General features: G+C 42.6%; 22 protein-coding genes and 1 pseudogene. 5 read left to right on the top strand and 18 right to left on the bottom strand.

What is annotated here, in order from left to right:
• Window positions 1–557 precede the first annotated feature (557 nt).
• The 3 genes from thrS (at window position 558) to H6G97_RS13550 (ending at window position 4,057) form a co-directional block, all read left to right on the top strand.
• Complete coding sequence (thrS, locus tag H6G97_RS13540) at window positions 558–2,408, top strand: threonine--tRNA ligase (RefSeq protein ID WP_190941149.1); 1,851 nt, start codon at window positions 558–560, stop codon at window positions 2,406–2,408.
• 309 nt (window positions 2,409–2,717) lie between these two features.
• A complete protein-coding gene (locus tag H6G97_RS13545) occupies window positions 2,718–3,233 on the top strand; it encodes a hypothetical protein (protein WP_242054920.1) in 516 nt (171 codons plus the stop codon).
• Between the two features lie 380 nt (window positions 3,234–3,613).
• Window positions 3,614–4,057 carry a DUF29 domain-containing protein gene (locus H6G97_RS13550; RefSeq protein WP_190941105.1) on the top strand — a complete coding sequence of 148 codons (444 nt, stop codon included), beginning with the start codon at window positions 3,614–3,616 and terminating at the stop codon, window positions 4,055–4,057.
• 260 nt (window positions 4,058–4,317) lie between these two features.
• Here H6G97_RS13550 and H6G97_RS13555 read toward each other — a convergent pair whose 3' ends face one another.
• The 5 genes and pseudogenes from H6G97_RS13555 to typA form a co-directional block, all read right to left on the bottom strand.
• The gene (locus H6G97_RS13555; protein ID WP_190941106.1) at window positions 4,318–4,602 is read right to left on the bottom strand and encodes a hypothetical protein; all 285 of its coding nucleotides are present in this window, start codon (window positions 4,600–4,602) and stop codon (window positions 4,318–4,320) included.
• A pseudogene (locus tag H6G97_RS52420) lies at window positions 4,599–4,837 on the bottom strand (hypothetical protein). Before H6G97_RS52420 ends, H6G97_RS13555 begins: the two are co-directional and overlap by 4 nt.
• On the bottom strand, window positions 4,821–4,982 hold the full coding sequence (locus tag H6G97_RS13560; RefSeq protein ID WP_190941107.1) for a BrnT family toxin: 162 nt from the start codon (window positions 4,980–4,982) through the stop codon (window positions 4,821–4,823). The pseudogene H6G97_RS52420 and the gene H6G97_RS13560 overlap by 17 nt, the downstream one beginning before the upstream one ends.
• A 54-nt stretch (window positions 4,983–5,036) precedes the next feature.
• Window positions 5,037–6,734, bottom strand: a complete 1,698-nt coding sequence (locus H6G97_RS13565; protein ID WP_190941108.1) for a DUF4435 domain-containing protein — start codon at window positions 6,732–6,734, stop codon at window positions 5,037–5,039.
• A gap of 321 nt (window positions 6,735–7,055) precedes the next feature.
• Window positions 7,056–8,846, bottom strand: coding sequence for a translational GTPase TypA (gene typA / locus H6G97_RS13570; RefSeq protein WP_190941109.1), 1,791 nt, complete (start codon window positions 8,844–8,846; stop codon window positions 7,056–7,058).
• Between the two features lie 546 nt (window positions 8,847–9,392).
• Here typA and atzF point away from each other — a divergent pair.
• Window positions 9,393–10,778 (top strand): allophanate hydrolase, encoded by a 1,386-nt coding sequence (atzF, locus tag H6G97_RS13575; protein ID WP_199349373.1) that lies wholly within the window; start codon window positions 9,393–9,395, stop codon window positions 10,776–10,778.
• Window positions 10,775–11,194, top strand: coding sequence for an allophanate hydrolase-related protein (locus H6G97_RS51225; protein ID WP_199349374.1), 420 nt, complete (start codon window positions 10,775–10,777; stop codon window positions 11,192–11,194). Before atzF ends, H6G97_RS51225 begins: the two co-directional genes overlap by 4 nt.
• Before the next feature lie 158 nt (window positions 11,195–11,352).
• Here the strand turns inward: H6G97_RS51225 and aroF are convergent, their stop codons facing one another.
• From aroF to scyF, 13 genes are all read right to left on the bottom strand, one after another.
• The gene (gene aroF / locus H6G97_RS13580) at window positions 11,353–12,453 is read right to left on the bottom strand and encodes a 3-deoxy-7-phosphoheptulonate synthase (RefSeq protein ID WP_190941110.1); all 1,101 of its coding nucleotides are present in this window, start codon (window positions 12,451–12,453) and stop codon (window positions 11,353–11,355) included.
• 81 nt (window positions 12,454–12,534) lie between these two features.
• Window positions 12,535–13,626, bottom strand: coding sequence for an anthranilate phosphoribosyltransferase (gene trpD, locus H6G97_RS13585; RefSeq protein ID WP_190941111.1), 1,092 nt, complete (start codon window positions 13,624–13,626; stop codon window positions 12,535–12,537).
• A gap of 89 nt (window positions 13,627–13,715) precedes the next feature.
• The gene (trpB, locus tag H6G97_RS13590; RefSeq protein ID WP_190941112.1) at window positions 13,716–14,957 is read right to left on the bottom strand and encodes a tryptophan synthase subunit beta; all 1,242 of its coding nucleotides are present in this window, start codon (window positions 14,955–14,957) and stop codon (window positions 13,716–13,718) included.
• 49 nt (window positions 14,958–15,006) lie between these two features.
• Window positions 15,007–16,308 (bottom strand): tyrosinase family protein, encoded by a 1,302-nt coding sequence (locus tag H6G97_RS13595; RefSeq protein ID WP_242054921.1) that lies wholly within the window; start codon window positions 16,306–16,308, stop codon window positions 15,007–15,009.
• Between the two features lie 102 nt (window positions 16,309–16,410).
• Window positions 16,411–17,238 (bottom strand): tryptophan synthase subunit alpha, encoded by an 828-nt coding sequence (gene trpA, locus H6G97_RS13600; RefSeq protein WP_190941113.1) that lies wholly within the window; start codon window positions 17,236–17,238, stop codon window positions 16,411–16,413.
• 48 nt (window positions 17,239–17,286) lie between these two features.
• Window positions 17,287–17,592: a hypothetical protein gene (locus H6G97_RS13605; RefSeq protein ID WP_190941114.1), complete on the bottom strand. Its 306-nt coding sequence runs from the start codon at window positions 17,590–17,592 to the stop codon at window positions 17,287–17,289.
• A 102-nt stretch (window positions 17,593–17,694) separates the two neighbouring features.
• A complete protein-coding gene (trpC, locus tag H6G97_RS13610) occupies window positions 17,695–18,522 on the bottom strand; it encodes an indole-3-glycerol phosphate synthase TrpC (RefSeq protein WP_190941115.1) in 828 nt (275 codons plus the stop codon).
• Window positions 18,523–18,627: 105 nt separating this feature from the next.
• Window positions 18,628–20,829, bottom strand: a complete 2,202-nt coding sequence (locus H6G97_RS13615) for an anthranilate synthase (RefSeq protein WP_190941116.1) — start codon at window positions 20,827–20,829, stop codon at window positions 18,628–18,630.
• 346 nt (window positions 20,830–21,175) lie between these two features.
• The gene (locus H6G97_RS13620; protein ID WP_190941117.1) at window positions 21,176–22,384 is read right to left on the bottom strand and encodes a 3-dehydroquinate synthase; all 1,209 of its coding nucleotides are present in this window, start codon (window positions 22,382–22,384) and stop codon (window positions 21,176–21,178) included.
• Window positions 22,381–23,025, bottom strand: coding sequence for a DsbA family oxidoreductase (locus H6G97_RS13625; protein WP_190941118.1), 645 nt, complete (start codon window positions 23,023–23,025; stop codon window positions 22,381–22,383). Before H6G97_RS13625 ends, H6G97_RS13620 begins: the two co-directional genes overlap by 4 nt.
• Before the next feature lie 12 nt (window positions 23,026–23,037).
• The gene (gene tyrA, locus H6G97_RS13630) at window positions 23,038–24,123 is read right to left on the bottom strand and encodes a bifunctional chorismate mutase/prephenate dehydrogenase (RefSeq protein ID WP_190941119.1); all 1,086 of its coding nucleotides are present in this window, start codon (window positions 24,121–24,123) and stop codon (window positions 23,038–23,040) included.
• A gap of 114 nt (window positions 24,124–24,237) precedes the next feature.
• A complete protein-coding gene (locus H6G97_RS13635; protein ID WP_190941120.1) occupies window positions 24,238–25,527 on the bottom strand; it encodes a glycosyltransferase family 4 protein in 1,290 nt (429 codons plus the stop codon).
• Window positions 25,528–25,747: 220 nt separating this feature from the next.
• The gene (gene scyF / locus H6G97_RS13640) at window positions 25,748–26,929 is read right to left on the bottom strand and encodes a scytonemin biosynthesis PEP-CTERM protein ScyF (protein ID WP_190941121.1); all 1,182 of its coding nucleotides are present in this window, start codon (window positions 26,927–26,929) and stop codon (window positions 25,748–25,750) included.
• Window positions 26,930–26,936 lie beyond the last annotated feature (7 nt).

Raw genomic sequence — 26,936 nt, forward strand, 5'->3', positions numbered from 1 at the left:
AATATTAACGTTATTTACGTTTCTTAATATTTTTATTATTTTTATCATAATTCAAGATGTAAAATTTTGTAACAAATGACACAAATTTATTATATAGTCTTGATATCTGGTTTGTACAGTTCCTTTGGAGAGAAGGCTATAGGTATATATGAAAAGGAGTTGTAATTCATCAGATAATTTAGCGATGTCTACGACGGGCTACGCCTACGCCTTGAATCCTGAATTTCACGCTCAGATAAAAAATCAAAAATTTATCTTTATCCCTGATTGAAGAAGAATTCAGGAGTCAGGAGTCAGAATTCAGAATCTATATAATGGGGGATTCAAACCCGCCACCTAGAAGCACTGCTAAAGAAAGCATATTCACTGGGAGTTTAAAACCTGTTAATTCAGACGCGACGCTCATTCCGACGCTGCGCTATCGCGGACTCGCTATCCTAGTTGGACTCTAAATCATTCTGAATTATTTCTAAAGCTGAAAAAAGCAAAAATCAAAGTCGTTATAGTTGAATAAGCCTACAGATTCAGATAAATCACCTTTTGTAATCACTTCGCCAATGGTTCAGCAGCCAATGTCGCCAAATTCATCAAATCAGTCACAACAGCCAGAACAAGTTGAAAAAATTTATTTACCGCGTACCAGCGAATCGGAGAACTTAAAAAAGATTCGCCACACTGCTTCCCATGTAATGGCAATGGCAGTACAAAAGCTGTTTCCCAAGGCACAAGTTACAATCGGCCCTTGGATTGAAAACGGTTTTTACTATGACTTTGACAGTCCAGAACCATTTAGCGAAAATGATCTCAAAGCCATCAAGAAAGAGATGGTAAAGATTATCAATCGCAAGTTGGCAGTAATTCGAGAAGAAGTCAGCCGCGAAGAAGCCGAACGCCGGATTCAGGGAATTAACGAACCTTACAAGCTAGAAATCCTGTCAGATATTAAAGAGGAACCAATCACGATTTACCACCTAGAGAATGAATGGTGGGATTTGTGTGCGGGGCCTCATCTGGAAAATACCAGTGAATTAAACCCGAAAGCAATTGAACTAGAAAGCGTTGCTGGGGCTTATTGGCGTGGGGATGAAACTAAAGCTCAATTACAACGCATCTACGCCACCGCTTGGGAAAGCCCAGAACAACTCGCTGAATATAAGCGACGCAAAGAAGAAGCGCTGCGGCGAGATCACCGAAAACTGGGTAAGGAACTGGGATTATTTATATTTTCTGATCTAGTAGGGCCAGGTTTACCTTTGTGGACACCCAAAGGCACTCTGTTACGGAGTACTTTAGAAGACTTCCTCAAGCAAGAACAATTAAAAAGGGGTTATTTATCTGTAGTAACGCCTCACATTGCCAGAGTAGATTTATTTAAAACCTCTGGACATTGGCAGAAATATAAAGAAGATATGTTCCCTTTAATGGCAGATGACTCCGAAGCTGCTGCACAGGAACAGGGCTTTGTCATGAAGCCGATGAACTGCCCTTTTCACATCCAAATATATAAGAGTGAGTTACGCTCTTATCGAGAACTACCGATGCGCTTGGCGGAATTTGGTACTGTTTACCGTTACGAACAATCAGGAGAATTGGGCGGTTTAACGCGGGTGCGCGGTTTTACTGTAGATGATTCTCACCTGTTCGTCACCCCAGAACAGCTAGATAGCGAATTCCTCAGTGTGGTGGATTTGATTTTGTCGGTGTTTAATAGTCTGCAACTGAAGAACTTTAAAGCTAGGCTAAGTTTCCGCGATCCAGCTAGTGATAAATACATTGGTTCAGATGAAGTTTGGGACAAAGCCGAAGGTGCAATTCGCCGTGCGGTTGAAACCTTGGGGATGGAACATTTTGAAGGTATTGGAGAAGCGGCATTTTATGGGCCAAAACTCGACTTTATCTTTAGTGATGCCTTAGAACGGGAGTGGCAATTAGGAACTGTGCAGGTAGATTACAACTTGCCAGAACGCTTTGATTTAGAGTACGTTGCCGAAGATGGTGTTCGCAAACGTCCAGTAATGATTCACCGTGCGCCTTTTGGTTCACTGGAACGATTAATTGGGATCTTAATTGAAGAATATGCAGGTGATTTCCCTTTGTGGTTAGCGCCAGTGCAAGCTAGATTACTGCCAGTGGGTGATACACAGCTAGACTTTGCTAAAGATGTGGTGGCGAAGATGCGTGCGTTGGGCATCCGTGCAGAAGTTGATACTAGTGGCGATCGCTTGGGTAAACAGATTCGCAATGCAGAGAAAGAAAAAATACCCGTGATGGCTGTGGTGGGAGCTAAGGAAGTGGAAACCAACACCTTGAGTATCCGTACCCGCGCCTCTGGGGAATTGGGAGTTATCCCTGTAGATGAGGTGGTGGATAAGATAAAGGATGCGATCACTAAGTTCGAGAATTTCTAAAATCTAACCACAGACGCACACTAATTATAATTGGTGTGCGTTTTGTCTGGTAAATCAGATCATCGGCTAGCTGGTAGGTTTTGGCAAAGGTGCGATCGTCATGTATTTCCAGTTCAAAGATTTATTTTAATTTTAACTTTTCACGGGATTTGGAAGGTCAGAAAGTATCATAAACAACAAAAGTTTTCTCAATCACCGCACCCAAGAAAACTTTTTGAGTTTTTCAACACTGATAGAATTGATTTAAAGACTTGTGGAATCTGCTCTTCCTAAACAGACTGGACTTGCATAAATTAACGTCAATAATTTTTGACTAACATTATGAACCGCTTTACCTCTATTTTGCTGGCTGGCTTGATAGCATCTGCATCAGCTTTGGCTATTTCTCCAAAAGCTGACGCTAATACACCAGTGTCTTATCTTGCTGAGTTCGATAGCCACAGCTATCAACGCAACGATGATGGTAATTACGAACGTCATAGTCGTCACTACAGAAATGGTGATTATGACCGCCAGAATGACGTTCGCAACATTCGTAACAATTATCGCCGTTATGACATTGAAAATTATCGCCGTTATGACCACGATAACAACCGTCGCTATGAACGCGATAACAATCGTCGCTATGAACGCGATAACAATCGTCGCTATGAACGCGATAACAACCGTCGTTATGACCGCGATAACAACCGTCGTTATGACCGCGATAACAATCGTCGTTATGAACGCGATAATAATCGTCGTTATGAACGCGATAATAACCTTCGCAACATTCGCGACAATAACCATCGCTATGAGCGCGATCGCAACTGGGATCGTCGTTAATCCCTCCGCCTTTATTTATTAAGCTTGGTTCCGGGTGAACTGAGCATTTAATTTTACTTGGCGGTAGGACAGACACAATCTCTTTTTCCATATCTGACTTTTCACTCTTATCTAGAAAATCTCGCTTCCATTCCCTAGTAGGAAAGCTTGCTTAGGGTTTATGTGTAGTCTTGGGTTTTCTATATGAAGTGAAAAGTCAGATTTTAATTAAATCAAAAACTTCCCTCAGCCTAGTACAATTTCTAAGCTAGTTTTGAGGGTTTAGAGTAAGGACTAAAATCCTGACTACGAACTAGCTTACCCATGAATTTAAACTTGACAGATAGAAAATTTATAATTGTATATGATTAAATTATGGAATGTAGGTAGAAGGTAAAAATATGACAATTACTACCAACTTAAAACAACTCTATGAAACCGATGAGAATTTATGGTTAGAAGAAACTATTGAATTATTAAAACAAAAACAGTTTACCCAACTTGATTTAGAAAACTTAATTGAGGAATTAATTAACTTGGGTAAAAGAGATTTAGCTAAAGCAAAAAGCCTTTTAAGGCAAATAATTATTCATTTATTATTACTTCAATATTGGCAGGTAGAATATCAAAGAAACTATCGTCATTGGATTGGAGAAATTCAAACCTTTAGATATGACTTAAATAATCATTTAACAACGAATTTAACAAAAAAGTTACAGGATGATTTAGAGAATATTTATCAAAGTGCGGTTGATTTGGTGAAAATTAAAACCGATTTAACAATTTTTCTAGAAAAGTCTCCTTATACTCTTGTACAATTATTAGATGAAAATTATTTACCTTAAATATATAAATATTATCTGATTTTTGGTAAATAAAAGCAGTACTGAGATCGGTCACTTCTTGCAGGGGTGGTTTGGAAAGTTGCTGCGATTTTGCGTTAGCGAAGCTCGCCGTACCACTTCGTGGAAGCAAGCTACACGTAGCGTCTCGTAGAGAAGGCATCGCAGTTTCAGGAATAGTCATGAGAATAATCCTTTTTCAGTCTTCTTTATTTTGACTCAAGGATTTGACTAAATGCACGGCAATGGCGATCGCAATTGCACTATTTTTGAGTAACTTCAGTGAGGGCTTCATGGATAACCTCATCGTTAACACCGTGACGTTTCAAGCTAGCAATCAGTGCTGAGATAGTATCACCTTCCAGTCGTTCCAGATCAACTCTTAGCCCTTGCCCAATATAGGCACGAACTAACGGCTGATAGCCAGAAAATCCCAGTAATGGTGCTATTCTTTTTAAATCTTCAATGACATCTTCGGGAATGCGAATTGTGACTGTCGTCATTGGACGATTTTTATCGAGTCGCTTTTTCAGTGCTTCAGCTTTCATAAGAAGGTCGTTGTGTTAGGCTGCTGGCGCTGGGCGACCTGGATTAACAACCTTAATGCCTCATTCACTGCTTCATCGTTGGGAAAAGCTTGGGCAATATCGGGAGCTAAAGTACTAGGTTCGTTTTTGTACGATACCGTTCAACATATTTACCTGTAACCCCGCTTGCCATTTGAGCGAAGTCGTACTCAGAACGTAATTCATCTTCCATTTCGTTTTCAACTTCCTTGTTCATAAAACCTCTTCTCTTCGCGAGTAGCATTTCGGGCGCTGATAATTCGTATCTTTTCCCCTCTACCAGTATGTGCAACAACTAAAAGTCGTTCAAACCTAGATAAGGCAATAATGTCACAATGATGCCTATCACCGACCGATCGCATATCTCTTCTCGTTCTCAACAAATAACCTTAATTTAGTCAATTACATAGGCTTTGTTAGACAACAGATGTAGTAGCTTGAATTTCTACCACAAGATTTAGGTCTGCCAACTCAGGAACTGATTTTTGAAATGCCTTTAAAATCATTTCATTACTCTTACTTTTAACTAGCCGTTCTATATAGTTTATTAACTCGTTGGTAGATTTATTAGTCCTGAATCCAAAGATACTAGATGCTTGAGGCAATAATCCTTTATTGTTGTACAAGCGCAGTGCCGCAGGATAATTCTGGTTAACTAAGATAGAATCCACTAAATTATTTGTCTCTGCATATAAAGACGGAATATCGATGTTGCTCATTATATCATTCAATGCCTTTATAAGTTCTGACTCTCCAAGGACTTTTGCATTGAATTTTAAGAAACTTCCTTCAATCCGATCTGCAACAATAGCAGAGATAAGACGTTCTTTTTCTTTTTCCATGTGAGTAAATACTAATTTTTTGGTTTCTTCAATGAGGCTATTTGCATCTTCAGGTCTATTTAATGCTGTTGCCACAATACGTAATACATCTTCTGAAAGAAAAAGATTCTCAATTTCTGAGACATCAAGACAGAATATATCGCGCTGCTTTAAATATTGGACTTGTTCATCTGCCCTAAAGTCACGATCAATAATTCCCTTACATTCAAGATTATGGAGAGTTTTTAGTTTCAAGAATGAGCAAGTTGAATGAATCACTTCTTCATGACCACCACATGGAGTCACAGTAAAATTTTTAAACAAATGCGAGAATAAGAAGTACTCCAAGCTATTTCTATCGCCTTCGACAAATAAAATTGGTTTTCTGCTTCCCAGAATTTCTAGAAGAAGCCGTTCGGGAATATCTTCATTCTCAGGAATTAAATGCCAATCCCACTGATTGCTGTTATAGCTCTTAAGCCAGATTTTTGTAGCACTCACGCGAGTTACTGCAAAATCCAAGTCGTGGGTCAAATATACAAATATACAATCTGGTCTTTCAGCTTCGACTGCATCCCACAAACGACTTTGTAATGCTCTATGTAGATGAAGTTCAGGTTCATCAATAACTAATATGCCGTTTTCTTTTGCAGCAAGGCACTGCCCAATAAGATAAAAGATTACCCGTTCTCCATCACTCATTTCAGAGGCATGATACGAAGTTCCACCATCTTTAGGGCGGGCTTCTATTTTTCCTGCGCCAATAATAAGCTCACGATGTGGAAGAACAAACTCCCAAATTCGTTTGATGATATCAAGGTTAGTTTCTGGAGGTATTTCTGGTTGACCTGTAATTCTGATCCGTTGCCGATATTTCGTACTTTTATCAAACTCTTCTGTAAATAAATAGGTGAGCAACTTATCATAATCAGTCTGGAGAAATGTACTGGGCTTAGACTGATATTTATGTCCCATTTTGTAATTCTGTAACTGTTCAGGCTCTATATTGTGCTGATAATAACCATAACGAAGGTTATTTTCAGCAGCATCAATGGAAGAAGTAGAACAGTATTCTGGTATCGAAAGGGATTTTTGCGCTCCAATTCGGTGTACCAAATGTTTTTGTGGTGATTCCAAATCAACCCAAGAGCCAAAACGTGTCTTACCTGAACCGTTAGCCCCTACTATGACAACACTCGATTTAACTAGTACTTCTGTCGAAGCCTGGGAATTTAAAATCGGTGATGGCAGAGCCAGGCTGCGAGTTCCGGGCAACTGAGTATCTGTTTGCATGACGAGCTAATTCAGTACATAACTCAATATTAGCAAGTTTACACTGCCTAAGTAACTATTATACAGACAATTACCGTATATACACCCTGGTAAAAATGATATAGCAGTTACCAAAGCCGTTAGGACAGTTCGCGGTAAACGCGTCTTCAACAGGGTACTATGTGATTTTATTGTTGTCCAAAGCTCCCTGTCCGTTGCTATATCCAAAAAAATTCTGGATATCATTCTCTGAAATAACGTATGTATAGATGCGTGATGGAAGATAAATAAAAACAAAAAGCCCGCTCATGCGGGCTTTCTAAATCAATTAAGAATTCTTACTTATCGTTTCGCCAACTTCTTCGACATCTTGCGCAGACGAATTGATTGAGGTGTAACTTCCACCAATTCATCGGAGCCAATGTATTCCAAAGCACGCTCTAAGCTCATGTCTATCGGTGCTTGCAGTTGCACCAATTCATCGCCACCAGCAGCCCGGTGGTTGGTCAACTGCTTGGTCTTACAGATATTCAATTCCAAATCTTGGGAACGATTGTGTTCTCCTACAATCATGCCTCTGTAAACCTTTGTGCCGGGAGTAATAAAGAATGCTCCTCTATCTTCGGCGTTTCTCATAGCGTAGAAGGTAGAAACACCCTCTTCAAAGGAGATTAAAACGCCTTTGTTACGGGCTTCAATATCACCACTGATTGGACGGTAATCTAAGAAGCTGTGGTTCATGATGCCTTCGCCACGAGTCATCCGCATGAATTCACCCCGGAAACCAATCAAACCACGGGCGGGAATCACAAACTCTAACTGGGTGCGATCGCCACTACCCGGTTGCATATCTTGCATTTCGCCTTTGCGTTGTCCCAGGCGTTCAATACAGCTACCCACACCATCAGCAGGAATGTCTAACACCAAGAGTTCGTAAGGTTCGCAAGGTTGACCGTTCATTTCGCGGTAAATTACCTGTGGCTGAGATACCTGAAACTCGAAGCCTTCCCGACGCATGGTTTCAATTAAGATACCCAGGTGGAGTTCTCCACGGCCGGAAACGAGGAATTTATCGGGAGAATCGGTTTCTTCGACACGCAAAGCAACGTTGGTTTCAAGTTCGCGGAATAGGCGATCGCGTATTTGTCTTGATGTCACCAACTTGCCTTCTTGACCAGCAAAGGGCGAATCATTCACCCAGAAAGCCATTTGCAAGGTTGGTTCATCCACTTTAATTAGTGGTAAAGCTTGTGGTTCATTGGGGTCAGTAATCGTTTCCCCAATATAAGCATCAGCGAAACCAGCCACCGCCACAATATAACCTGCGGTTGCTTCTTCCATGTCTACCCGCTTCAGACCTTCAAAGCCCATCAGCTTGGTAATTTTACCTTTGACAATCGTGCCATCTTCTGTAACTAAAGCCGCTTGCTGTCCTGAGCGGATAGTACCGTTGTGAATTCTGCCAATGACAATCCGTCCCAGATATTCAGAATAATCTAGGGTTGTAACTTGCAATTGCAGAGGCTTTTTGCTATCACCCACTGGTGGTGGAACGTGTTTCAGAATTGCATTAAACAGGGGTTGCATATCTACCGATTCTGCTTCTAGGCTTTCCTTAGCAAAACCTGCCATCCCGGAAGCAAACAGATAGGTAAAATCACACTGGTCTTCATCTGCCCCTAATTCCAAGAACAGATCCAATACTTTATCAACAGCAACGTGGGGGTCAGCTTGGCCACGATCAATTTTGTTGATGATAACAATGGGGCGCAGCCCTTTTTCTAAAGCTTTTTTGAGGACAAAGCGTGTTTGGGGCATGGGGCCTTCATTGGCATCGACAATTAGAAGACATCCGTCAACCATGCCGAGTACGCGTTCAACTTCACCACCAAAGTCAGCGTGTCCAGGAGTATCAACAATATTAATTAGTGTTTCTTTGTAGCGAACCGCCGTATTTTTGGAAAGGATAGTAATACCCCGTTCTCTTTCTAGGGCGTTGGAGTCCATAACGCAATCCGGAACGTCTTCGCCTTCGCGGAAAATGCCGGATTGTTTGAGGAGTGCGTCAACCAGGGTGGTTTTACCGTGGTCAACGTGGGCGATAATGGCGACGTTGCGAATTGGGAGCGTCATAGAAGCTTTTGGTGAACTCTAGAGTTGGGTTTTGAGATTTACATTACATTTGAATGCTAGGCTTTTCTAACAGAATTGGGGATGATCAGCAAACTCTGTAAAGAACCTTTAACAATTCTAGCGTAATCGTCACAATTACGGTGAGTTTTGTAAACGTTGCTGAGGGGCTTCCAACTAAAAAAATACCCATCACTTTGGTGAGTAGGGGAAGCAGGGGGCGCAGGGGAAGCAGGGGAGGAAGAATCTAGCGATCGTCTTCGCTCCCAAAATTGAATAATTTAATTTCTGGAAGTCCTTGAGACGGAAAGTTATGCAGGCTGAATTGTGTGCTTTGAGTTAAATTATTTATCCGATGTTGTTAGGAAGATTAACAAAGGTAGTTGAAGAGCGGGTAAATGTATGGTTAAAACTTCTAAAATATATTTTGTTCTTTAAATCAGTCTGGCTTATGCGACAATTAACACCAGCATTTTGGAGTTTTAAATAATGACTTGAGTGTTAAAACGGCAATTGCAGAAAGTCAAAAAATCTAAAATCTAAAATTGTGTGAAAGACTTGCTCCGCCTGGATATTTTATCGCTGCTTACAGCTTATCGAACCGCTCAGTTGCAACCAACGGATGTCATTGAGTCAGTTTATCGCCGGATTGCCGCACGCGGAAACGATGCTGTCTGGATTCATTTATTACCACAAGCACAGGCGATCGCTCAAGCTCAAGCCCTCGCTGGCAGGAATATCGATGAATTGCCTCTTTACGGCATCCCTTTCGCTGTGAAAGATAACATCGATGTGGCAAAAATGCCTACGACTGCTGGCTGTCCAGCTTACAGCTACATCCCCGAAAAAACGGCAACGGTAGTTGATCGCTTGCTTCAAGCCGGGGCAATTTTAATCGGCAAAACCAATCTCGATCAGTTTGCCACGGGGTTAGTCGGGGTGCGATCGCCTTATGGAGCCTGTAGCAGTGTTTTCCATGAAGATTATATTTCTGGTGGCTCTAGTTCTGGTTCCGCCGTGGCCGTGGCAGGGGGGCTGGTGAGCTTTTCACTAGGAACTGATACAGCAGGTTCTGGACGAGTCCCAGCGGCATTTAACAATATTGTCGGACTCAAACCTACCAGAGGTGTATTAAGTACTTCCGGCGTAGTGCCTGCCTGTCGATCGCTCGATTGCGTTTCTATTTTCACATTGAATTGCCAAGATGCTGAAATCCTCTGGCAAGTTGCCAGTGGCTTTGATGTCTGCGATAGTTATTCCCGCCAAGTTCCAGCAGAAACCGCAGCAATTCCATCATCTTTTTCTTTTGGAGTACCCAAGACAGATCAATTGCAGTTTTTTGGTGATGCAGCCGCAGCAGATTTGTATCAGCAAGGATTACAGCGGTTAAAGGCGATCGGTGGGAATCCTGTTGAAATTGATTTTCAGCCCTTCCACCAAGCCGCTAATTTGCTCTACTCTGGTGCTTGGGTAGCAGAACGACTCGCCGCTATCCAACCGTTCTTTGAAACTCAAGCTGATGCTATTCATCCGGTTGTGCGCCAAATTATTAGCAATGGTTTACGCTACACAGCGGTAGATACTTTCAAGGGTTTTTACGCTTTAGAAGCACTAAAGCAGGAAGCATCACAGCAGTGGCAAAAAGTCAATATTCTGGCATTGCCTACCACCGGAACTATCTACACCAAAGCGGAAGTAGAAGCCGAGCCGATCGCTCTCAACACGAACCTAGGTTACTACACCAATTTCGTGAACTTGATGGACTTGTGCGCGATCGCTCTTCCCTGTGGCTTCCGTGCCAATGGTTTACCCGCTGGCATCACTTTAATCGGGCAAGCGTTTCAAGATGTGGCACTGTGTCAATTAGGTGGCTTGTATCACCATCAAATGGGCGATACTTCTGGTAAAACAACTGCTGTGAGGATTTCTGCATGACAACCGCATCCACCAATATGATTGCTCTTGCTGTTGTTGGCGCTCATCTCACTGGGCAACCCTTGAACTATCAACTGCAAGAGCGTCATGCTACCTTACTGAAAACTTGCGAAACCGCTCCTACCTATCGCTTCTACGCCCTTGCCAATACCCAACCTGCCAAACCTGGATTAGTTAAAGTTCTCGATGGTTCTGGGGTAGGGATTGAAGTAGAAGTTTGGCAACTGAGTGCAGAAGGCTTTGGTACTTTTGTCGCCGCAGTACCACCGCCCTTAGTGATTGGCACTTTAGACTTGGAAGACGGTTCCTCAGTCAAAGGATTTTTATGTGAACCTTATGTAATTGCCGATGCACAAGATATTTCCCAGTATGGCGGCTGGCGCAATTATCTTGCTAGTTCGGGTAAGACTAGCTAGATAAGACCTCTTGCAAAAGTGCTTTTTGCAAGAGGGGGAAAAGGGAAAAGATTAAAGGGGAAGGGGACAATACAGAACTTTTTTCCCCGCCCCTTATCCCCAGAGGGGGCCCCACCTTCCCCTTTTCCCTACTTATGCAAGAAGTCTATAGAGGGGAACTACTTTGAGAGTTCTGGGGTGAGCATAATTTGGGTTTCACCAACGCGATTATATACAGGTTTAGACCAGCGATCAACTACTTTGCCCAGAACTGACATATCTTGAACTAAGCGGTCAAACTTATCAGGGGTGAGAGATTGGGGGCCATCGGATAAAGCTTTTGCTGGATTGGGGTGAACTTCAATCATTAAGGAATCTGTACCAGCTGCGATCGCAGCCATTGCCATCGATGGAACATATTCAGACCTACCCGTACCATGACTAGGATCAATCATGATCGGTAAATGGGTAAGCGATCGCAACACCGGAAGCACCGATAAATCTAAAGTATTCCGAGCATATTTGCCATCAAAGGTTCTAATTCCCCGTTCACAAAGAATCACATTGGGATTTCCAGATGCCAAAATATATTCTGCCGCCATCAACCACTCGTCAATTGTGGCAGACATCCCCCGCTTCAGCAGCACTGGTTTATCTTGAGCGCCTACCTTTTTGAGCAGTGAAAAGTTGTGCATATTTCGCGCTCCGATTTGGATTATGTCAGCTGTTCTCGCCACTGCTGATAAATCGGCAGCATCCATGAGTTCTGTGACGATACCCAAACCAGTAGCTTCCCGCGCTGCTGCTAACAAATCTAAAGCGCTTTCGCCATAACCTTGAAAGGCATAAGGTGAGGTGCGGGGTTTGTAAGCTCCGCCACGTAGAAACTGCGCTCCTGCTGCCTTCACGCGTTTTGCTGTTTCGACAATCATCGCTTCATTTTCAACGGAACAAGGCCCGGCTACTACTACGATTGGATGATTTTCGCCGAAATAGACATCACCATTAGGTGTTGGTACAACAACTTCGCTGGCTTCTCCATGTCGGAATTCTCGACTTACGCGCTTGAAAGGTTGTTGCACTCGTAATACTTGTTCAATCCAAGGGCTGAACTCTTGAACCTGTAATTTATCGATGCTAATGGTATCACCAATTAGCCCCAGCACAACTTTATGAGTGCCAACGCTTTTTTCTACCGTGACTCCCCAAGTCTCACTCACTTCTTGGCTGATGCGAGTAATTTCTTCAACAGGCGTACCGCTCTTAAGTATGATAATCATCTATTTTCCTTCCGTATAGTTTTTGGGTGTAATACAGTCCGTTCGTAGGGACACAGCATTGCTGTGCCCTTACCTTGGGAATTAGTGCAAAAATTCAGCAAGTTGCTCTAGTTTTGTCCAAGCCGCGCCGCTTTGCAGAATTTCCTTGGCAAGGGCAATACCTTTAACACAACCTACTAAAACATCAGTTTCCCCATCAATGGCTTCACCAACTTGCAACGCGAGAGCTGTATTTAAAGCAACTACATCCTGCTGCGCTTGAGTGCCTTTACCTTGGAGAACTGCCTTCAATATCTCGGCATTTTCTTCGACATCTCCACCGCACAAAGCCGCAGTTGGTGCAAAACTCAAACCAAGTTCTTGAGGATTGAGGGTTAGAGAACGGACTTTTTTATTTTGGAGTACAGCTAAGTCAGTAACATCTGCCAAACCAGCTTCATCTAAACGTTCCCGTCCGTGGAGGGCGATCGCTTGCTGACATCCCAGTTGGGATAAAGCTTGAACAATCTCCTCTAGTAAAAGCGGATCGTTGACACCAATAATTTGCCCTGTCGGTCGCATGGGATTTACTAGCGGGCCGAGCAAGTTAAAAACAGTCCGCACCTTCAAAGTTTTTCGCAAAGTAGCGATCGCTTTAAGTGCAGGATGCCAGCCGGGAGCAAACAAAAAGGTGATTCCGACTTCACCTACTGCGGCTTGCACTTTCTCAGGAGTGGCGTTGAGATTTATACCCAAAGCTTCCAACACATCAGCCGAACCAGTTTTGCTGGATGCGGAACGATTGCCATGTTTGGCAACTTTTACCCCGGCGGCGGCGGCAACAAAGGCGACAGCAGTGGAAATATTAAAGGTTGAAGCGCCATCTCCACCAGTTCCGCAGGTGTCTATTAGGGGAGTTAGGGATTGGGTACTAGGGATTGGGGATTGGGATTGTAAGACGCTAGCCATCCCGACTAATTCTTGGGCAGATACGCCTTTAGCTTGGATTGCGGCTAAAATCGCTCCTGAGAGGACATCAGGAATGGCATCTGTGAGCCAACCTTGCATCAGATCCGCAGCTTGGGAAACCGTCAAAGATTGCCGAGCAAACAACTGTTGCAATAATTCTGGCCAGTTGTATAACTCAGAAGTGACAGGGATGTTGTCAAGTGGGGTTTTAGTTACAGCTATCATAATTTGTCGTTAGTCATTGGTCATTAGTCATCAGTCATTAGTCATTCACGAAGGACAAATGACTAATGACTAATGACAAGAAGAGAAAATTAAGGAATCAGGACTTTGGCAACGGTTTGCACATCTTTGTCACCTCTGCCGGAACAGTTGATGACGATGCGGGGGTTGCCTTCTAATTGAGGACAAAGGGTTTCGAGATATGCGATCGCATGAGCAGTTTCTAAGGCTGGGATAATCCCTTCTAGTTGCGAAAGCCTTTGGAATGCTTCTAAAGCCTGTTTATCGGTAACACTGTAATATTCGGCGCGACCAAGATCCTTTAAATAACTATGCTCAGGGCCAACGCCGGGATAGTCTAATCCGGCGCTAATTGAATGGGCTTCGATGACTTGACCATCATCATCTTGCAGTAAATAGCTCATTGCACCGTGTAACACACCTATTTTTCCTTTTGTCAAGGTAGCGGCGTGTTTTTCTGTATCTACACCTTCACCCGCCGCTTCTACTCCGATTAGGCGCACCGAAGGTTCATGCGTAAACTCATGAAATAAGCCGATCGCATTGGAACCTCCACCCACGCAAGCCAGTAGAATATCTGGTAATCCTCCCCATTTCTCCTGAGCTTGAGTGCGAGTTTCTACACCAATTATCGCGTGGAAGTCACGGACAATCATTGGGTAGGGATGGGGCCCAGCAACAGAACCGAGGATGTAATGGGTTGTTTCTACATTTGTCACCCAATCCCGAATTGCTTCAGAAGTTGCATCCTTGAGAGTTCCCGTACCTGCCTCAACTGGACGAACTTCTGCCCCCATTAATTTCATGCGGAACACGTTCAAGGATTGGCGTTCCATATCCTGAACGCCCATGTAAATTACACATTTCAAACCAAACCTAGCACATACAGTTGCAGTTGCTACGCCGTGTTGTCCTGCACCTGTCTCTGCAATCACCCGTTGCTTGCCCATGCGTTTCGCTAGCAAAACCTGAGCCAAGGCATTATTAATTTTGTGAGCGCCTGTATGATTTAAATCTTCGCGCTTTAAATAAATTTGCGGCCCTGTGCCATCTGGTCTAGCGTAGTTTGTTGTCAAACGTTCAGCAAAATATAATGGGCTGGGTCGTCCTACATAATCGCGCAGTAAGTTTTGCAGTTCCGCTTGGAAACTCGGCTCGTTGCAATATTGATTAAATGCCGCTTCCAATTCACTTAATGCAGGCATTAAGGTTTCGGGGACGTACTTACCACCGAATTTTCCAAACCTGCCTAAAAGGTCAGGTAGCACAGATGTAGTTGAAATCGTAGCGTTGATATCTTGGATGCTTACCACAGTTGAAAATCCTTTATGTTCAAGTATTGTTTACTTTCGTTCTAACTTTTTAGAACTTCTGCCACAGATAAGATTCTTTTCGCGCTTCCTTTGCACGGGTTTCGTAGGTATAGCCCAATTCCCTGTGATTCAAAACGTCTATAGGGCGCACCAAATCTTTAGAGTCAAAATTTGGCAATAGCGATAGTAAATCTCCTAACGCTGTAGCTTTGGGGGTAGACATACCGCCGTCCCAAGGCCACATTAGGTCTTTAAGATTGTGTCCATTAGGCTGACCATCAGCAGGATAAAAATCGCTACCTTTATGACCATTTTCTTGCCATTCAGCCCAGAGGCGGTCTGCGTTCGCATGATGTAACCAAAACACTGGGTCATAAGGCGAACTTGGTATATTGCTCATGGTACCCAAGCCCTTAAACTTTACGGGTATTGTGCTTGCGTCTATCTGTACCCCACCAACTAAACCATGAATGTAGTTGTGTATGAATCCTCCTGGAGTGACTTTACCTTGCTCATCTACAGAGATAAATCCTTCCAAAGCAGGGCGAAATAGAGAATAGTCATTAAGAGCCAAGGCACGCTCAATATCTTTTTTGGGGACAGGGTAATCGGTGGCAGGAGGTAGTTTTAGAAAGCGGACAAGTGATGTACCTAATGATGTGTTGGTATCTGGGTCAATGTTTAATGCTGGATTCATAACCCAGCCATTTGCAGCCGAAAAAGCGCCAGGTACAGGCCCGCCTGTAAAGTTTCCCTGATTGGGAATTTTGATGGTTACTCCTTGACCGTTAGAACCAAGAAAGTCATCGTTAAAAATTACATCAAGTGCTTTGGCATCTGTCCAATCCCAGTATGGGAGAGTAACATTTGGGTCTACTGCTTGCAGTGCTTGTTCAAATCTGCGAATATATTCTCGATGCCAAGGGAAAAATGCAGCATTTTCATGAGCCAATTCTTGAACGGAACCATTGGAATGTCCTTCATGGTTATGAATCAAGCGTGTTGCCCCTATATGTATGGCAACGAATTGGTCGTAGATACTGAGCTTGCTACCTGCGGGGATTACAGTTTTTAAGGTTTTGATCGCTTTGACGAAGGCTGTTTTCTCTGCTGATGTTAGGTCAGTTACGTTCTTCCTTACAGTTGGGCGAGCGTATTGTCCAACATTGTGATTCCAATTGTATTTGTATTGTTTGTGGTCAATGCGATCGTGGGCGAAGACTGTAATAGCACAGGCGCTAACTAGAAGTACGCTATAAATTAATATTTTGAGAGATTTCAGCAGGGATTTCATGGCCAAGATTTCCTTTGTATTTCTTCCTTTGCGATCTTTGCGACGGCAGTCGCTCATGGGGGATACCCCCAAGACCGCGCTGCCTCCCCTTTGCGGTTGGCTATTCTTTGTCGAACCACAGAGGCGCAGAGAACGCAGAGAGAGAAAAAAGAGAGCTTTTTATTTTGCGGAACCAACTTGTTGCAGGGATACTTGAGTAATGGCTGTTTTAAGTTCTTTACAGAGTTGTTCTACAGCTTGCAATCTTTGGGTTGGGCTACCTTCAGCTAACCTTTTAACGAAGGCACTACCAACAATTACCGCGTCTGCACCCCATTCCATTACTTGATGTGCTTGTTCTGGGCCGGAGATGCCAAAACCAACGCCGATGGGTTTATCGGTGACGCTTCGCAAATCTGTAATTAAATGCTTTACGCGGTCTTGGATTTGAGCGCGGATACCTGTAACACCTGTAACGCTTACTAGGTAGATAAAACCCTGAGATTGACGAGCGATCGCTTCAATCCTATCTTGAGAACTGGTAGGAGCTACGAGTAAAATTACCTCAATTCCGTAAGATGCAGCAGTTTGGATTAGTTCTTCTGCTTCTTCTAAGGGTAAGTCTGGCACTACTAAGCCTCGGACGCCAGCAGCAGCAATTTTTCCTAAAAATGGCTTAATACCTCGGTGTAAAATGGGATTGTAATAAGTAAATAAAATGATCGGCGCTTTTATGTTAGGACTCACCACCTGTAACATCTCTAGCACTTGCTCTAATTTCGTGCCTTTTTGCAGAGCGCGGGTTGCTGCTGCTTGAATTACAGGCCCATCTGCGAGAGGATCGGAGTAGGGAATACCCAACTCGATAAAGTCTGCACCGTTGCGATCTAAAATGCGTAAAGCTTCGGCAGTGGTTTCTAAGTTAGGATCGCCTGCTGTGATAAAGGGGATCAAAGCACACTGTTGGCGATCGCGTAAAGTTTGAAAGGAAGCAGAGATAGAAGTCATATTGAAATATAGTTAATGATTGGTTAATAGTTTTGGAATAATTAACACTTACCAATTAGTGATGTCCACACTAAGTTTTTGGTTAACGAGCCTTTTAGCTCCGTGAATGAGGCTTTTATCTCCGTTAACGAGCCTTTTAGCTCCGTGAATGAGGCTTTTATCTCCGTTAACGAGCCTTTTAGCTCCGTGAATGAGGCTTTTATCTCCGTCAACGAGTCTTTTAGCTCCGTGAATGAGGCTTTTATCTCCGTTAACGAGCCTTTTAGCTCCGTGAATGAGGCTTTTATCTCCGTTAACGAGTATTAGAGCTTCACTTTTTGAAGGTGGGATATAGCGCTTTTCGCTTGGATGCAATACAGTCTAACCTCTCTCCAAACCTCTCTCCTAAAAGGAGAGAGGCTTTGAATCTTACTCCCCAACGCTAGCTCTTAAGGGGCTGGGGGTTAGGTCTGTATTCTAAAAAAGGCTCAAAAGACTGCGTACACCTTGCTCTACATCGCTTTGTTTAACTAAAGACTCTCCAATTAAAACTGCACGCGCCCCAGCTTCAGCCACAAAAGATAAATCAGCAGGTGTATACAGTCCAGACTCGCTGACGACAGTGATATCCAAACTTTGTAATTGTTGTTGACGCTCTGCTAAAAGTTGCTGTGTTGTTCTTAAATCAAGGGTAAAATCTTCTAAATTGCGATTGTTGATTCCGACTAGATGTAAGTCCTCAAGTTTTAGCACCCGATCCAGTTCCGCCAAGGTATGAACTTCCACCAGCGCAGTCATCCCCAAATCATGAATCACTCGCAAAAAATCTTGGAGTTCTCGATCTGATAAAATGGCGGCAATCAATAATACTGCATCTGCGCCTGCTGTCCGTGCTAAATAAATTTGATAACGGTCAATGATGAACTCCTTGCAGAGTAGGGGTAATGCAACTTGCTTACGCACTCTCCGCAAATTATCAAAACCACCCTGAAAGAACTTTTGGTCAGTCAGGACTGATAAACAAGCTGCACCACCCCGTTCATAAGCTTGAGCGATCGCTACTGGGTCAAAATCTGCACGGATAATCCCACGGCTAGGTGATGCTTTTTTAACCTCGGCAATTAAGCTCGGTTGGTGAGGATTTTTTTGTAAGGCAGTCAAGAAATTTCGCACAGTCGGGGCTGCATTTAACTGTTTTCGCAAGGAGGCTAAAGGCAGTTCTTGCTGCATTTGGGCAACTTCTTGCCTCTTATGCGACACAATTTCTTCAAGAATATGGCGGGAAGTGGTAACTTGGTTAGTCATAAATTGCTAGGGGGAGTGGGGAGTAAGAATTTTAGATTTTAGATTTTGGATTAACAATTTTAGATTAAAATTTAGTCCAAAATCTAAAATTGAATTGCCCAATGACTAATGACCAATGACTAATGACTCTTTGGTTGTATATGCACCCACCACATTTTTAATGATTGCCAGACCGACTTCTCCGGCTAAAGTCATAATTGATTCTGGATGAAACTGAACGGCGGCGATGGGAAGTGTCTGATGTTCAATACCCATAATTACGTCGTCATCAGAAATCGCTGTTACTTTAAGTTCTTTTGGCAAACTTTGCGGTAGGGCAAACAATGAGTGATATCTACCGACTGGAAAAGATTGTGGTAAATTTTTGAAGGTAACAGAATTGGAATCGGTGACAAAAATCCGTGAAGATTTACCATGTTGGGGATAGTTGAGGACTCCCAATTCTCCATCAAAAGCTTCAACGATGCCTTGCAGTCCCAGACAAACTCCGAAAATAGGAATTTTGCGATGGAGAAGCGCACCTACAGTCTGGGGAACCCCAAAATCACTTGGTCTACCAGGGCCAGGAGATAAAACAACTAAGTCAGGGCGTTCTTTATCGAATAGCGATTCGGAGAAACCATGACGCAGTGTGGTGACATTTGCACCAGTTTGACGAATGTAATTGGCTAGGGTATGAACAAATGAGTCTTCGTAATCTATTAGTAAGATGCGTTTGCCACCTTCTGCACTGGGAAAGATTTTAGTTAATTTTATAGAACTGGATTGAGCAGTTTTCTGAGTGGTTTGCTTAACACGGCGAATTGTCTCAAATAAAGCAGCAGCTTTGGTAATTGTTTCTTGTTCTTCTGCTTGTGGTATGGAGTCATAAAGGACTGTAGCGCCAGCTCGCACTTCTGCAATGCAGTCTTTTAACCGGATTGTCCGCAGAATTAATCCAGTATTTAAATTACCGTTGAAATTGAGATAGCCAACTGCTCCACCATACCAACGTCGAGCGCTCTTTTCGTACCGTTCCAAAAAATCTATTGCTGCCCTTTTGGGTGCGCCTGTGACTGTAACTGCCCATGTATGCGAAAGAAAGGCATCTAAAGCATCAAATTGCGATCGCAGTGTCCCTTCAACATGATCTACTGTATGTATCAGGTGGCTGTATAATTCGATTTGGCGACGACCAATGACTTGTACTGAACCAGGTTCGCAGATTCGGGATTTGTCATTGCGATCGACATCAGTACACATGGTCAACTCAGCTTCATCTTTGTGAGAGTTGAGTAACTGACGAATTTGCACCGCATCGTCAAGAGCATCTTGTCCCCGGCTAATAGTGCCACTAATTGGACAAGTTTCTACCCGTCTACCTTCAACCCGCACAAACATTTCTGGAGATGCACCTATGAGATATTCTCCACCTAGATTAAAAATAAACCCGTAAGGACTGGGATTTATTTCCTTTAAGGTGTTGAATAGTTTACTGGGTTCGTCTTCATAGCTCTCAAGAAAGTTTTGACTAGGAACAACTTCAAATAAATCGCCTCTGCGGAAATAGTCGAGTGCAACCTCAACTTTTTTCGCATATTCGCCTATTTCATGGTCAGCAGTTTGACTCGGTTGAAGATGTTTGCCGCGATAATCTACAGACTCACCTGTTCTCGGAAGATTCTTTGTGTTGCCGTGCGCTGTTTCAAAATCATATTGTAGACGAAATGCACGTTGCTGATAGTAGTCAACAACAATCAATTCATCTGGCAGATAAAGCACCAAATCTCGCTGATCTGTAGGACGTTCGAGATGTTGGGTAATTGGTTCAAACTGAAAAACTAAGTCATAACCAAAAGCACCATACAAGCCTAAATGCTCGTCTTCTTGGCTAGAGAAAGTATATAGAATTTCGCGGACAACTGTAAATGATGAAGGTTGCTTACTGCGTTCTTCTTCAGTAAATAATTTTTTAGTAGGTTTAATAAAACCGACAATATTGTTATTATCTTGGGTGACTTTCTCAAGCTGTGCTGACTGAGATAGACGCTTTAAGAGGAATGGTAAAAGTGTTTGACCACGTTCATTTAACGCTATCAAAGTGAAAGCATTCTCATGTGTAGTCAACTCTAAAGGTGGATTGACAAATCCGATCGCCCATCTTTTGTATCTGCCTGGATATTCGTAGCTACTCCTTAGCAAGCCTCCACGCTGAGAATTTAAGTGGAAGAGAACATCTTCGAGAGCAGTGTCCATCTGAACTTCGGCGATGGAGCGAGAAATACTTACACCGCCAAGGGTTTGGTAGGAACGTGAATCAAAAACCATGAGTAATTTCTCTGTAATAGTTATTAGTCAGTCATTAATCAATAACCATTAATCATTATTAGTAGTTATTTGGGAATTTAGAACAGGCTTAGACAGCTTACTTTCAATCCAAGCCAAAATATTTTCCTTCGCCTATTCTTTTTAAAAGATGTAATGAAAAACTTTTTGTTTCTTACTTAAGAATACTAGATATTAAGCAGATAATACATTGAATAATTTTTAGATTGGGTGTCAATTTATTCGCTTTTTATACTGCTTTTTTAGTATATTCTCTGATAAAGCTATCCAGAAAACTCCGCTTCTCCCAAAAGTAGTAGATTCATAAAAACTCAGTGTTCTTCTGCGTTTAAAACTTCACCCTAAATTCTTGCAACAGCGATATTGCTTGCTTGTACAAAAACAAATCCACCTCATGAACCTCAATTCTTTTCCCAATCCCTTGTAACAGCGTTAAAGTTAACTCTCCCCCTAAATGTTCACGGAATTCAGTTAAACCCCGAAATAGACAATCAGGATCTTCCAATTGTGATAACTTCTGGGCTAGTTCTGGCACATACAATGTGAAACCCAACGCCGATAAAGTCTTTAATATTCGTTGCCAATCTGAACAATCCAGCAATCCTGCTAAAAAGGAATAGGTGCTATCCAAAGCGATACCGATCGCAACTGCTTCGCCATGACGCAAGCGATAATTTGTCAAATGTTCGAGTTTATGAGCCGCCCAATGTCCAAAATCTAGGGGACGAGAGGAACCCATTTCAAAAGGATCGCCGCCATTGGCAATATGTTCTAAGTGCAACTGAGCGCAACGATAGATAACTTGTTGCATACTATCCATATCTCGGCAGACCAAGGCTGGGGTGTGGCGGTGGATAAAATCAAAAAAGCTAGCATCTTTAATCAGCGCTACTTTGATTGCTTCTGCGATTCCAGAACGCCAATCGCGATCGTCTAGGGTTGTCAGAAAGGCAGAGTCATTTATAACTGCATAAGGTGGCGCAAAAGTGCCGAGAAAGTTCTTTTTCCCAAAGGCATTGATGCCGTTTTTGACTCCAACCCCAGAATCATTTTGTGCCAACACTGTTGTCGGCACGCGAATTAGGCGAATTCCTCGGTGAGCAGTTGCGGCTGCATATCCTACCAAATCCAATACAGCCCCGCCACCGATCGCTAATATGTAGGAGTGGCGACATAATCCAGCTGCTTCAATCTGTTGCTGGATTTGATCTACTAAATTGCGATCGTTTTTAGCAGCTTCTCCTCCCGAAATTATCATTGGTTCGGCTGCGATCGCTAGTACCTCTGCATAAAACTTGGTATACGCAACTAATTGCTTCACCAATTCAGGTTGATACTTTAATATTCCTGCATCTACAACTGCAAATATTTTCTTTGGCTTAGTCTCTGCATCCGCTGTAATCACTTGGGCCAAGGTGGGATTTTTCAACTCAAATAAATTTTGGGTGAAGTAAACCTCGTAGTTGAAAGAAACCGAAACACGTTGATGAATTGGTTGCAGATTGAATTTATTTTTTTGCTTAATGTCAACTATCATATTTTTGCGGGTATATCTAAAAGTGCAGCACGATTCAAAGTTTCAAGGAACACCTTTACCGAGTGAGAGCCATTTACCTTGATTTTGTTATTGATCACAAAGAAGGGAACGCTGTTGATGCCATTTAATCGAGCAAATGTTGATTCAGCAACAACTGTATCGACCGCACCATCATCATTTAATTGTAGCCGTAATTCACTAGCATTCATCTGATATGCTGTACCGATGGCAACAATCACATCAATATTTCCAATGTTCAAACCATCTTCAAAGTAAGCTTTATAAATAGCTTCTACAACATCATTTTTTACGTTGCTGGGTGCAAGTGCAATCAGCTGATGAGAAAGCTTAGTATTGACAGCCAAACTAATTTTGTCAAAATCTAGCTTAACTCCAGCCGCCTCACCTGCGCGTTGGGCACTATCAAACATTTGTTGAATTTCTTCCGCTTTCATGCCTTTTCTATTTTGCATAAAGCTACGGAATTCATAACCTTCAGCAGGAACAGTATTGTCCAGAAGAAAGGGATGCCATCGAATATTTATCTCTTTTTCTTGCCGTTGTGCCAATGCATCAAACAGATGTTTTTTACCAATCCTGCACCAAGGGCAAACGGTATCATGAAAGATATCTATCAGCATATTTTTTCTTACTCAAATGCTAATATTTGTGTGCATCTGTGGTTTAAAATCTCGTTGGATAGCTGTTTTAGCAGCTGCATTTAAAGGCTGGATAAAACTGCTAATTTTCTCTTCAAAGAAGCTTTGAGCGTTTTCAAACTCTTGAATTAAGGCATCTCTATCTTTTTTCGCTACCAGTCTCGCTAATCGACTATAAGTATCAGCTAAAAAGCTAATTGTCTGACATCTTTCTTCTGTAGCTAGCATAATATCCACACATAAGTGCGGATTTTGGGAAAATAAACGTTTAACAATGTCAATTTCTTGACGGTAATTAGGAGTTGACATTGTTAAACTCTGCTCTATATCGATTCTTGCTTGTGTCAAGAAAACGCCAAGGCTAAATCTACAGAAATGTTGCGTTGCTTGAACAATCACCATCATCTGATCGTGTTCTTCAGGCGTGCAAGCGACTAACTCAGCACCTTTACTTTTAAGAAAGTCTAAAAACCATTGAAATGAATCGTCGTTTCTACCTGGACAAATTATCACTTTTTGTCCTAAAAACGATTTGATATTTGGCCCAAACATTGGATGTAAACCCATGACGGGGCCACAATGGTGTTCGAGCATCGCTTGAGTTGGCTGTGTTTTAATACTTGTGATGTCACATAAAGCTGTAGTTGGGGCAACATATTTTGCTACACGCTTGATAACATCAACCGTATGTTCGATAGGAACGCTTACTAAAACTAATTCTGCCTGACTCAACAGTTTATCTGCGTATTCCCAATCTTCATGTTCGAGAACACTAACATTGTTACCTACTAGCGAAAGCTGCTCTTTAAATAATTTTCCCATCCTGCCGCGTCCACCGATGATCGTAATTTGTCGGGGAGTGACGTGATTTGTTGCAGATTTAGGAATCAAAGTAGCATGGCAACTATTTACTACACCTGCCCAAACAGACTCAGGAATACCAGCTTGAGCCAGGAGAGGAGCCACATCAGCCAGTTGTTCATCTAAAGAAGGTTGTTCTGATGCTGCTAATAATGATATGCGATCGCTCAGTAAGGCAATCAAGCTTTCGTCTGTTTTTTTAAGCTGATCTAATATCATAAGTCAGTCATATTATAAAGGTCGCTTAACCTAGAATTGGGCATTAGGTATTACGCATTGGGCATTGCATATAAATTCTCATATTTTTAATCCCCAATCTCCAATCCCCAATTTTCAAATATCAACAAGTGATTCCTTAGAACTCAATTCTGGCAAGATATCCAAAGTTGTCGCCCGTTTAGAAACCACATCAGCAAATAACTCTTCATACCGATTTAGCGCTTGCTCAAAGGAATAGTTTTCTACCGCAAACTTTCTGCCTTTGCGCCCTAATTTTGCTGCTAATTCCGGCTGATTATATAAATTTAATACTGCACCAGCTAAAGCATCTGCTGACTCCGGTTCAACAATAATGCCGCCACCACTTTCTTTGATAGCTTTGGCAGCAGTACCAGTGGCAGGAACTGAACCCACTATTGGGCGGCCACTGGCTAACAGCAGTGGTATTTTAGAAGGCATATTGAAGGAAATTACATTGCTCTTTTGCACAATCAAACCGACATCAGCGGCTGCTAACATTTGCGGTAGTTTTTCTCGCGGTTGCAATGGTAACAGCAAAACGTTATCTGCACCACAAGCAAGACAATGCTTTTGCAACCTTTTGAGAGCTTGAGATTCACCCGCAATTACAAAGACAATTTCTTTGAGATGACGCAAGCGAGATGCTGCTTCTATTACTGTCTCCAAACCTTGCGTCAGAGCAATATTACCTGAATAAAGCACTACAAATTTATCATCAAGTTGATGGGTAGCTCTCCAATAGTTATTCTCCTTCGGTAAAGGGCGAATAAAATTTAGATTTACCCAATTTGGAATGCAAGCAATTTTATTAGCCGGGACACCTTTATTTTTTAAATTATCTACAAAGCCATCGGCAATAACGCTAATGCTATGTGCAGTTCGGTAGGCAAATTTTTCTAAAGTTTCCAGGGCTGAAATCATTAACTTATTTTTAATTAGCCCAACACGCACAGCAGCTTCTGGCAGAATATCTTGCACATTCAGCACTACTGGACAGTTGTATAGCCAAGCTATTAAGGTTGCAGGTAAGCAAACTAGTAACGGCGGCACTGTTAAGAGAATTAAATCAGGTCGCTCGCCCCTGAGAGCTTGTGGCAAACTTGTAAAAACAAAGCTCAACTCTAGCAGTAGGCGATCTATAAGGTTAGGTTTAGATTTAATCCGCAGGTAACTACGCTGAATTTTGACACCATTTTTATGTTCAGTAACGTATAACTTACCCCGATAGCGATCGTAAATCTGACGCTGAGGATAGTTAGGCATACCTGTAATTACCCGTACTTTATGCCCTCGCTTCACTAGCCCTTCTGCTAGTTCAGTCATCAAAGGTGCAATACCGATTGGTTCTGGATGATAGTTATATGAATAAATCAGAATTTGCATGAACTATTAATGTCCTAAAAGCACCTTAATAATGTTGGCTCTGCTGTCTTATACAGTTTTTATCTGCCTTGTTCCAGATTTAATCACCTGAAACTTTTGTTGGGTGTTACCGCCGAGAGTACGCTACCGAAATTATTTACGTGGTGCGTTATGCCTTTGGCTAACGCACCTTACCAGACTGTTATTCAAGCATCAGCAGAACTCAGTACTATTTTTGCAATTACTTCTCTAAACTGAAGACTGTCTTTTGTTGTCCACGTTTTCGCAATGTGACGGTAGCAGCCCCAAGTCCAAGCAATGCTAAACTCAGTGCTGAACTTGGCTCCGGTACTTGCTTTCTGCCTTCTACATTTAGCACTTGGACGCGACCTTGGAAGAAATCGCCCACATAAAGCTTGTCATCTTTGAGGGTTGTGCCACCCGTCCAGTTAAATCTGCCAGGAGTGAGGTCGAGGGGGTTGCCAAAAGGAGGGCCAGTGAATGCTGGAGGCGGTACAGGGTTCCCTGATGCATCGCGGGCATTTTCACCGAAGGAAGTCAAGAAGTTACCGTTTTTATCAAATACCTGAACGCGACTGTTGATAGAATCAGCTACATAAACATTCTCTTCTTCGTCCACTTCGATGCCAATTGGCTGAAGAAGTTGTCCAGGTTCGCTACCTACTGAACCAAATGCCAACAGAGGGCTACCATTTGGATCGAGTACTTGAACGCGGTTGTTATACTGGTCAGCTACAAAGATATTTCCACTAACTGGGGAAATTCTTATACCTGCTACACCTTGGAATTCCCCAGGTGCAGTGCCTCTGGTACCACCAATGATACCAATTGGCTGTCCGTCTGATGTATATTTAAGAATCCTTTCGCCGTTAAAATCACCTACGTAGAAGTTGCCATCCTTGTCAAATGTCACACCAGATGGCCCAAAGAACAATCTATCCTCTACCAGAGGGGTAAATGCTCCATTTGCAAAGGATCTAATAAAGTTACCCTGAGAATCGAATTGATTGATGCGGTTGTTGCGAACATCACCTGCATACAACTCCCCTGTTACGGGATTAAAGTCTACAGTTGTTGGCTCGTCAAACTGCCCAGGCCCTGTGCCGCCGGAGCCAATTGCTCCAATATACTGACCGCTAGGATTAAATATTTCAATTTTGTGACCGATGTCGTAGTTAGAAGTACCATCCGCCGGGTTAACACCGCGTCCGTTAGCTATGAGGGTATTCCCTTGGCTATCGACTGCTATCCCTTGGGGAACAAACAGTTCTCCAGGGCCGAAGCCAGGACTGCCGATACTTCTGTCGTAAGTTAATGTTACAGCCTTGGCTTGGGCTGCTGTTGCCAGCACCATCAATCCAGTACCGAGAATGCCGATTGAGAAATTTTTGACTAATCCCATGAGTTTG

The sequence above is a fragment of the Nostoc flagelliforme FACHB-838 genome (assembly GCF_014698065.1).
In the GTDB taxonomy this organism is placed as follows: Bacteria; Cyanobacteriota; Cyanobacteriia; order Cyanobacteriales; family Nostocaceae; genus Nostoc; species Nostoc flagelliforme_B.

What these genes read in the sequence shown, in the direction of transcription:
- thrS (WP_190941149.1), top strand. Translation starts at nt 558, where the DNA reads ATGGTTCAGCAGCCAATGTCGCCAAATTCATCAAATCAGTCACAACAG.
- H6G97_RS13550 (WP_190941105.1), top strand. Translation starts at nt 3,614, where the DNA reads ATGACAATTACTACCAACTTAAAACAACTCTATGAAACCGATGAGAAT.
- H6G97_RS13555 (WP_190941106.1), bottom strand. Translation starts at nt 4,602, where the DNA reads ATGAAAGCTGAAGCACTGAAAAAGCGACTCGATAAAAATCGTCCAATG.
- H6G97_RS13560 (WP_190941107.1), bottom strand. Translation starts at nt 4,982, where the DNA reads ATGCGATCGGTCGGTGATAGGCATCATTGTGACATTATTGCCTTATCT.
- H6G97_RS13565 (WP_190941108.1), bottom strand. Translation starts at nt 6,734, where the DNA reads ATGCAAACAGATACTCAGTTGCCCGGAACTCGCAGCCTGGCTCTGCCA.
- typA (WP_190941109.1), bottom strand. Translation starts at nt 8,846, where the DNA reads ATGACGCTCCCAATTCGCAACGTCGCCATTATCGCCCACGTTGACCAC.
- H6G97_RS51225 (WP_199349374.1), top strand. Translation starts at nt 10,775, where the DNA reads ATGACAACCGCATCCACCAATATGATTGCTCTTGCTGTTGTTGGCGCT.
- aroF (WP_190941110.1), bottom strand. Translation starts at nt 12,453, where the DNA reads ATGATTATCATACTTAAGAGCGGTACGCCTGTTGAAGAAATTACTCGC.
- trpD (WP_190941111.1), bottom strand. Translation starts at nt 13,626, where the DNA reads ATGATAGCTGTAACTAAAACCCCACTTGACAACATCCCTGTCACTTCT.
- H6G97_RS13595 (WP_242054921.1), bottom strand. Translation starts at nt 16,308, where the DNA reads ATGAGCGACTGCCGTCGCAAAGATCGCAAAGGAAGAAATACAAAGGAA.
- trpA (WP_190941113.1), bottom strand. Translation starts at nt 17,238, where the DNA reads ATGACTTCTATCTCTGCTTCCTTTCAAACTTTACGCGATCGCCAACAG.
- trpC (WP_190941115.1), bottom strand. Translation starts at nt 18,522, where the DNA reads ATGACTAACCAAGTTACCACTTCCCGCCATATTCTTGAAGAAATTGTG.
- H6G97_RS13615 (WP_190941116.1), bottom strand. Translation starts at nt 20,829, where the DNA reads ATGGTTTTTGATTCACGTTCCTACCAAACCCTTGGCGGTGTAAGTATT.
- H6G97_RS13620 (WP_190941117.1), bottom strand. Translation starts at nt 22,384, where the DNA reads ATGATAGTTGACATTAAGCAAAAAAATAAATTCAATCTGCAACCAATT.
- H6G97_RS13625 (WP_190941118.1), bottom strand. Translation starts at nt 23,025, where the DNA reads ATGCTGATAGATATCTTTCATGATACCGTTTGCCCTTGGTGCAGGATT.
- tyrA (WP_190941119.1), bottom strand. Translation starts at nt 24,123, where the DNA reads ATGATATTAGATCAGCTTAAAAAAACAGACGAAAGCTTGATTGCCTTA.
- H6G97_RS13635 (WP_190941120.1), bottom strand. Translation starts at nt 25,527, where the DNA reads ATGCAAATTCTGATTTATTCATATAACTATCATCCAGAACCAATCGGT.
- scyF (WP_190941121.1), bottom strand. Translation starts at nt 26,929, where the DNA reads ATGGGATTAGTCAAAAATTTCTCAATCGGCATTCTCGGTACTGGATTG.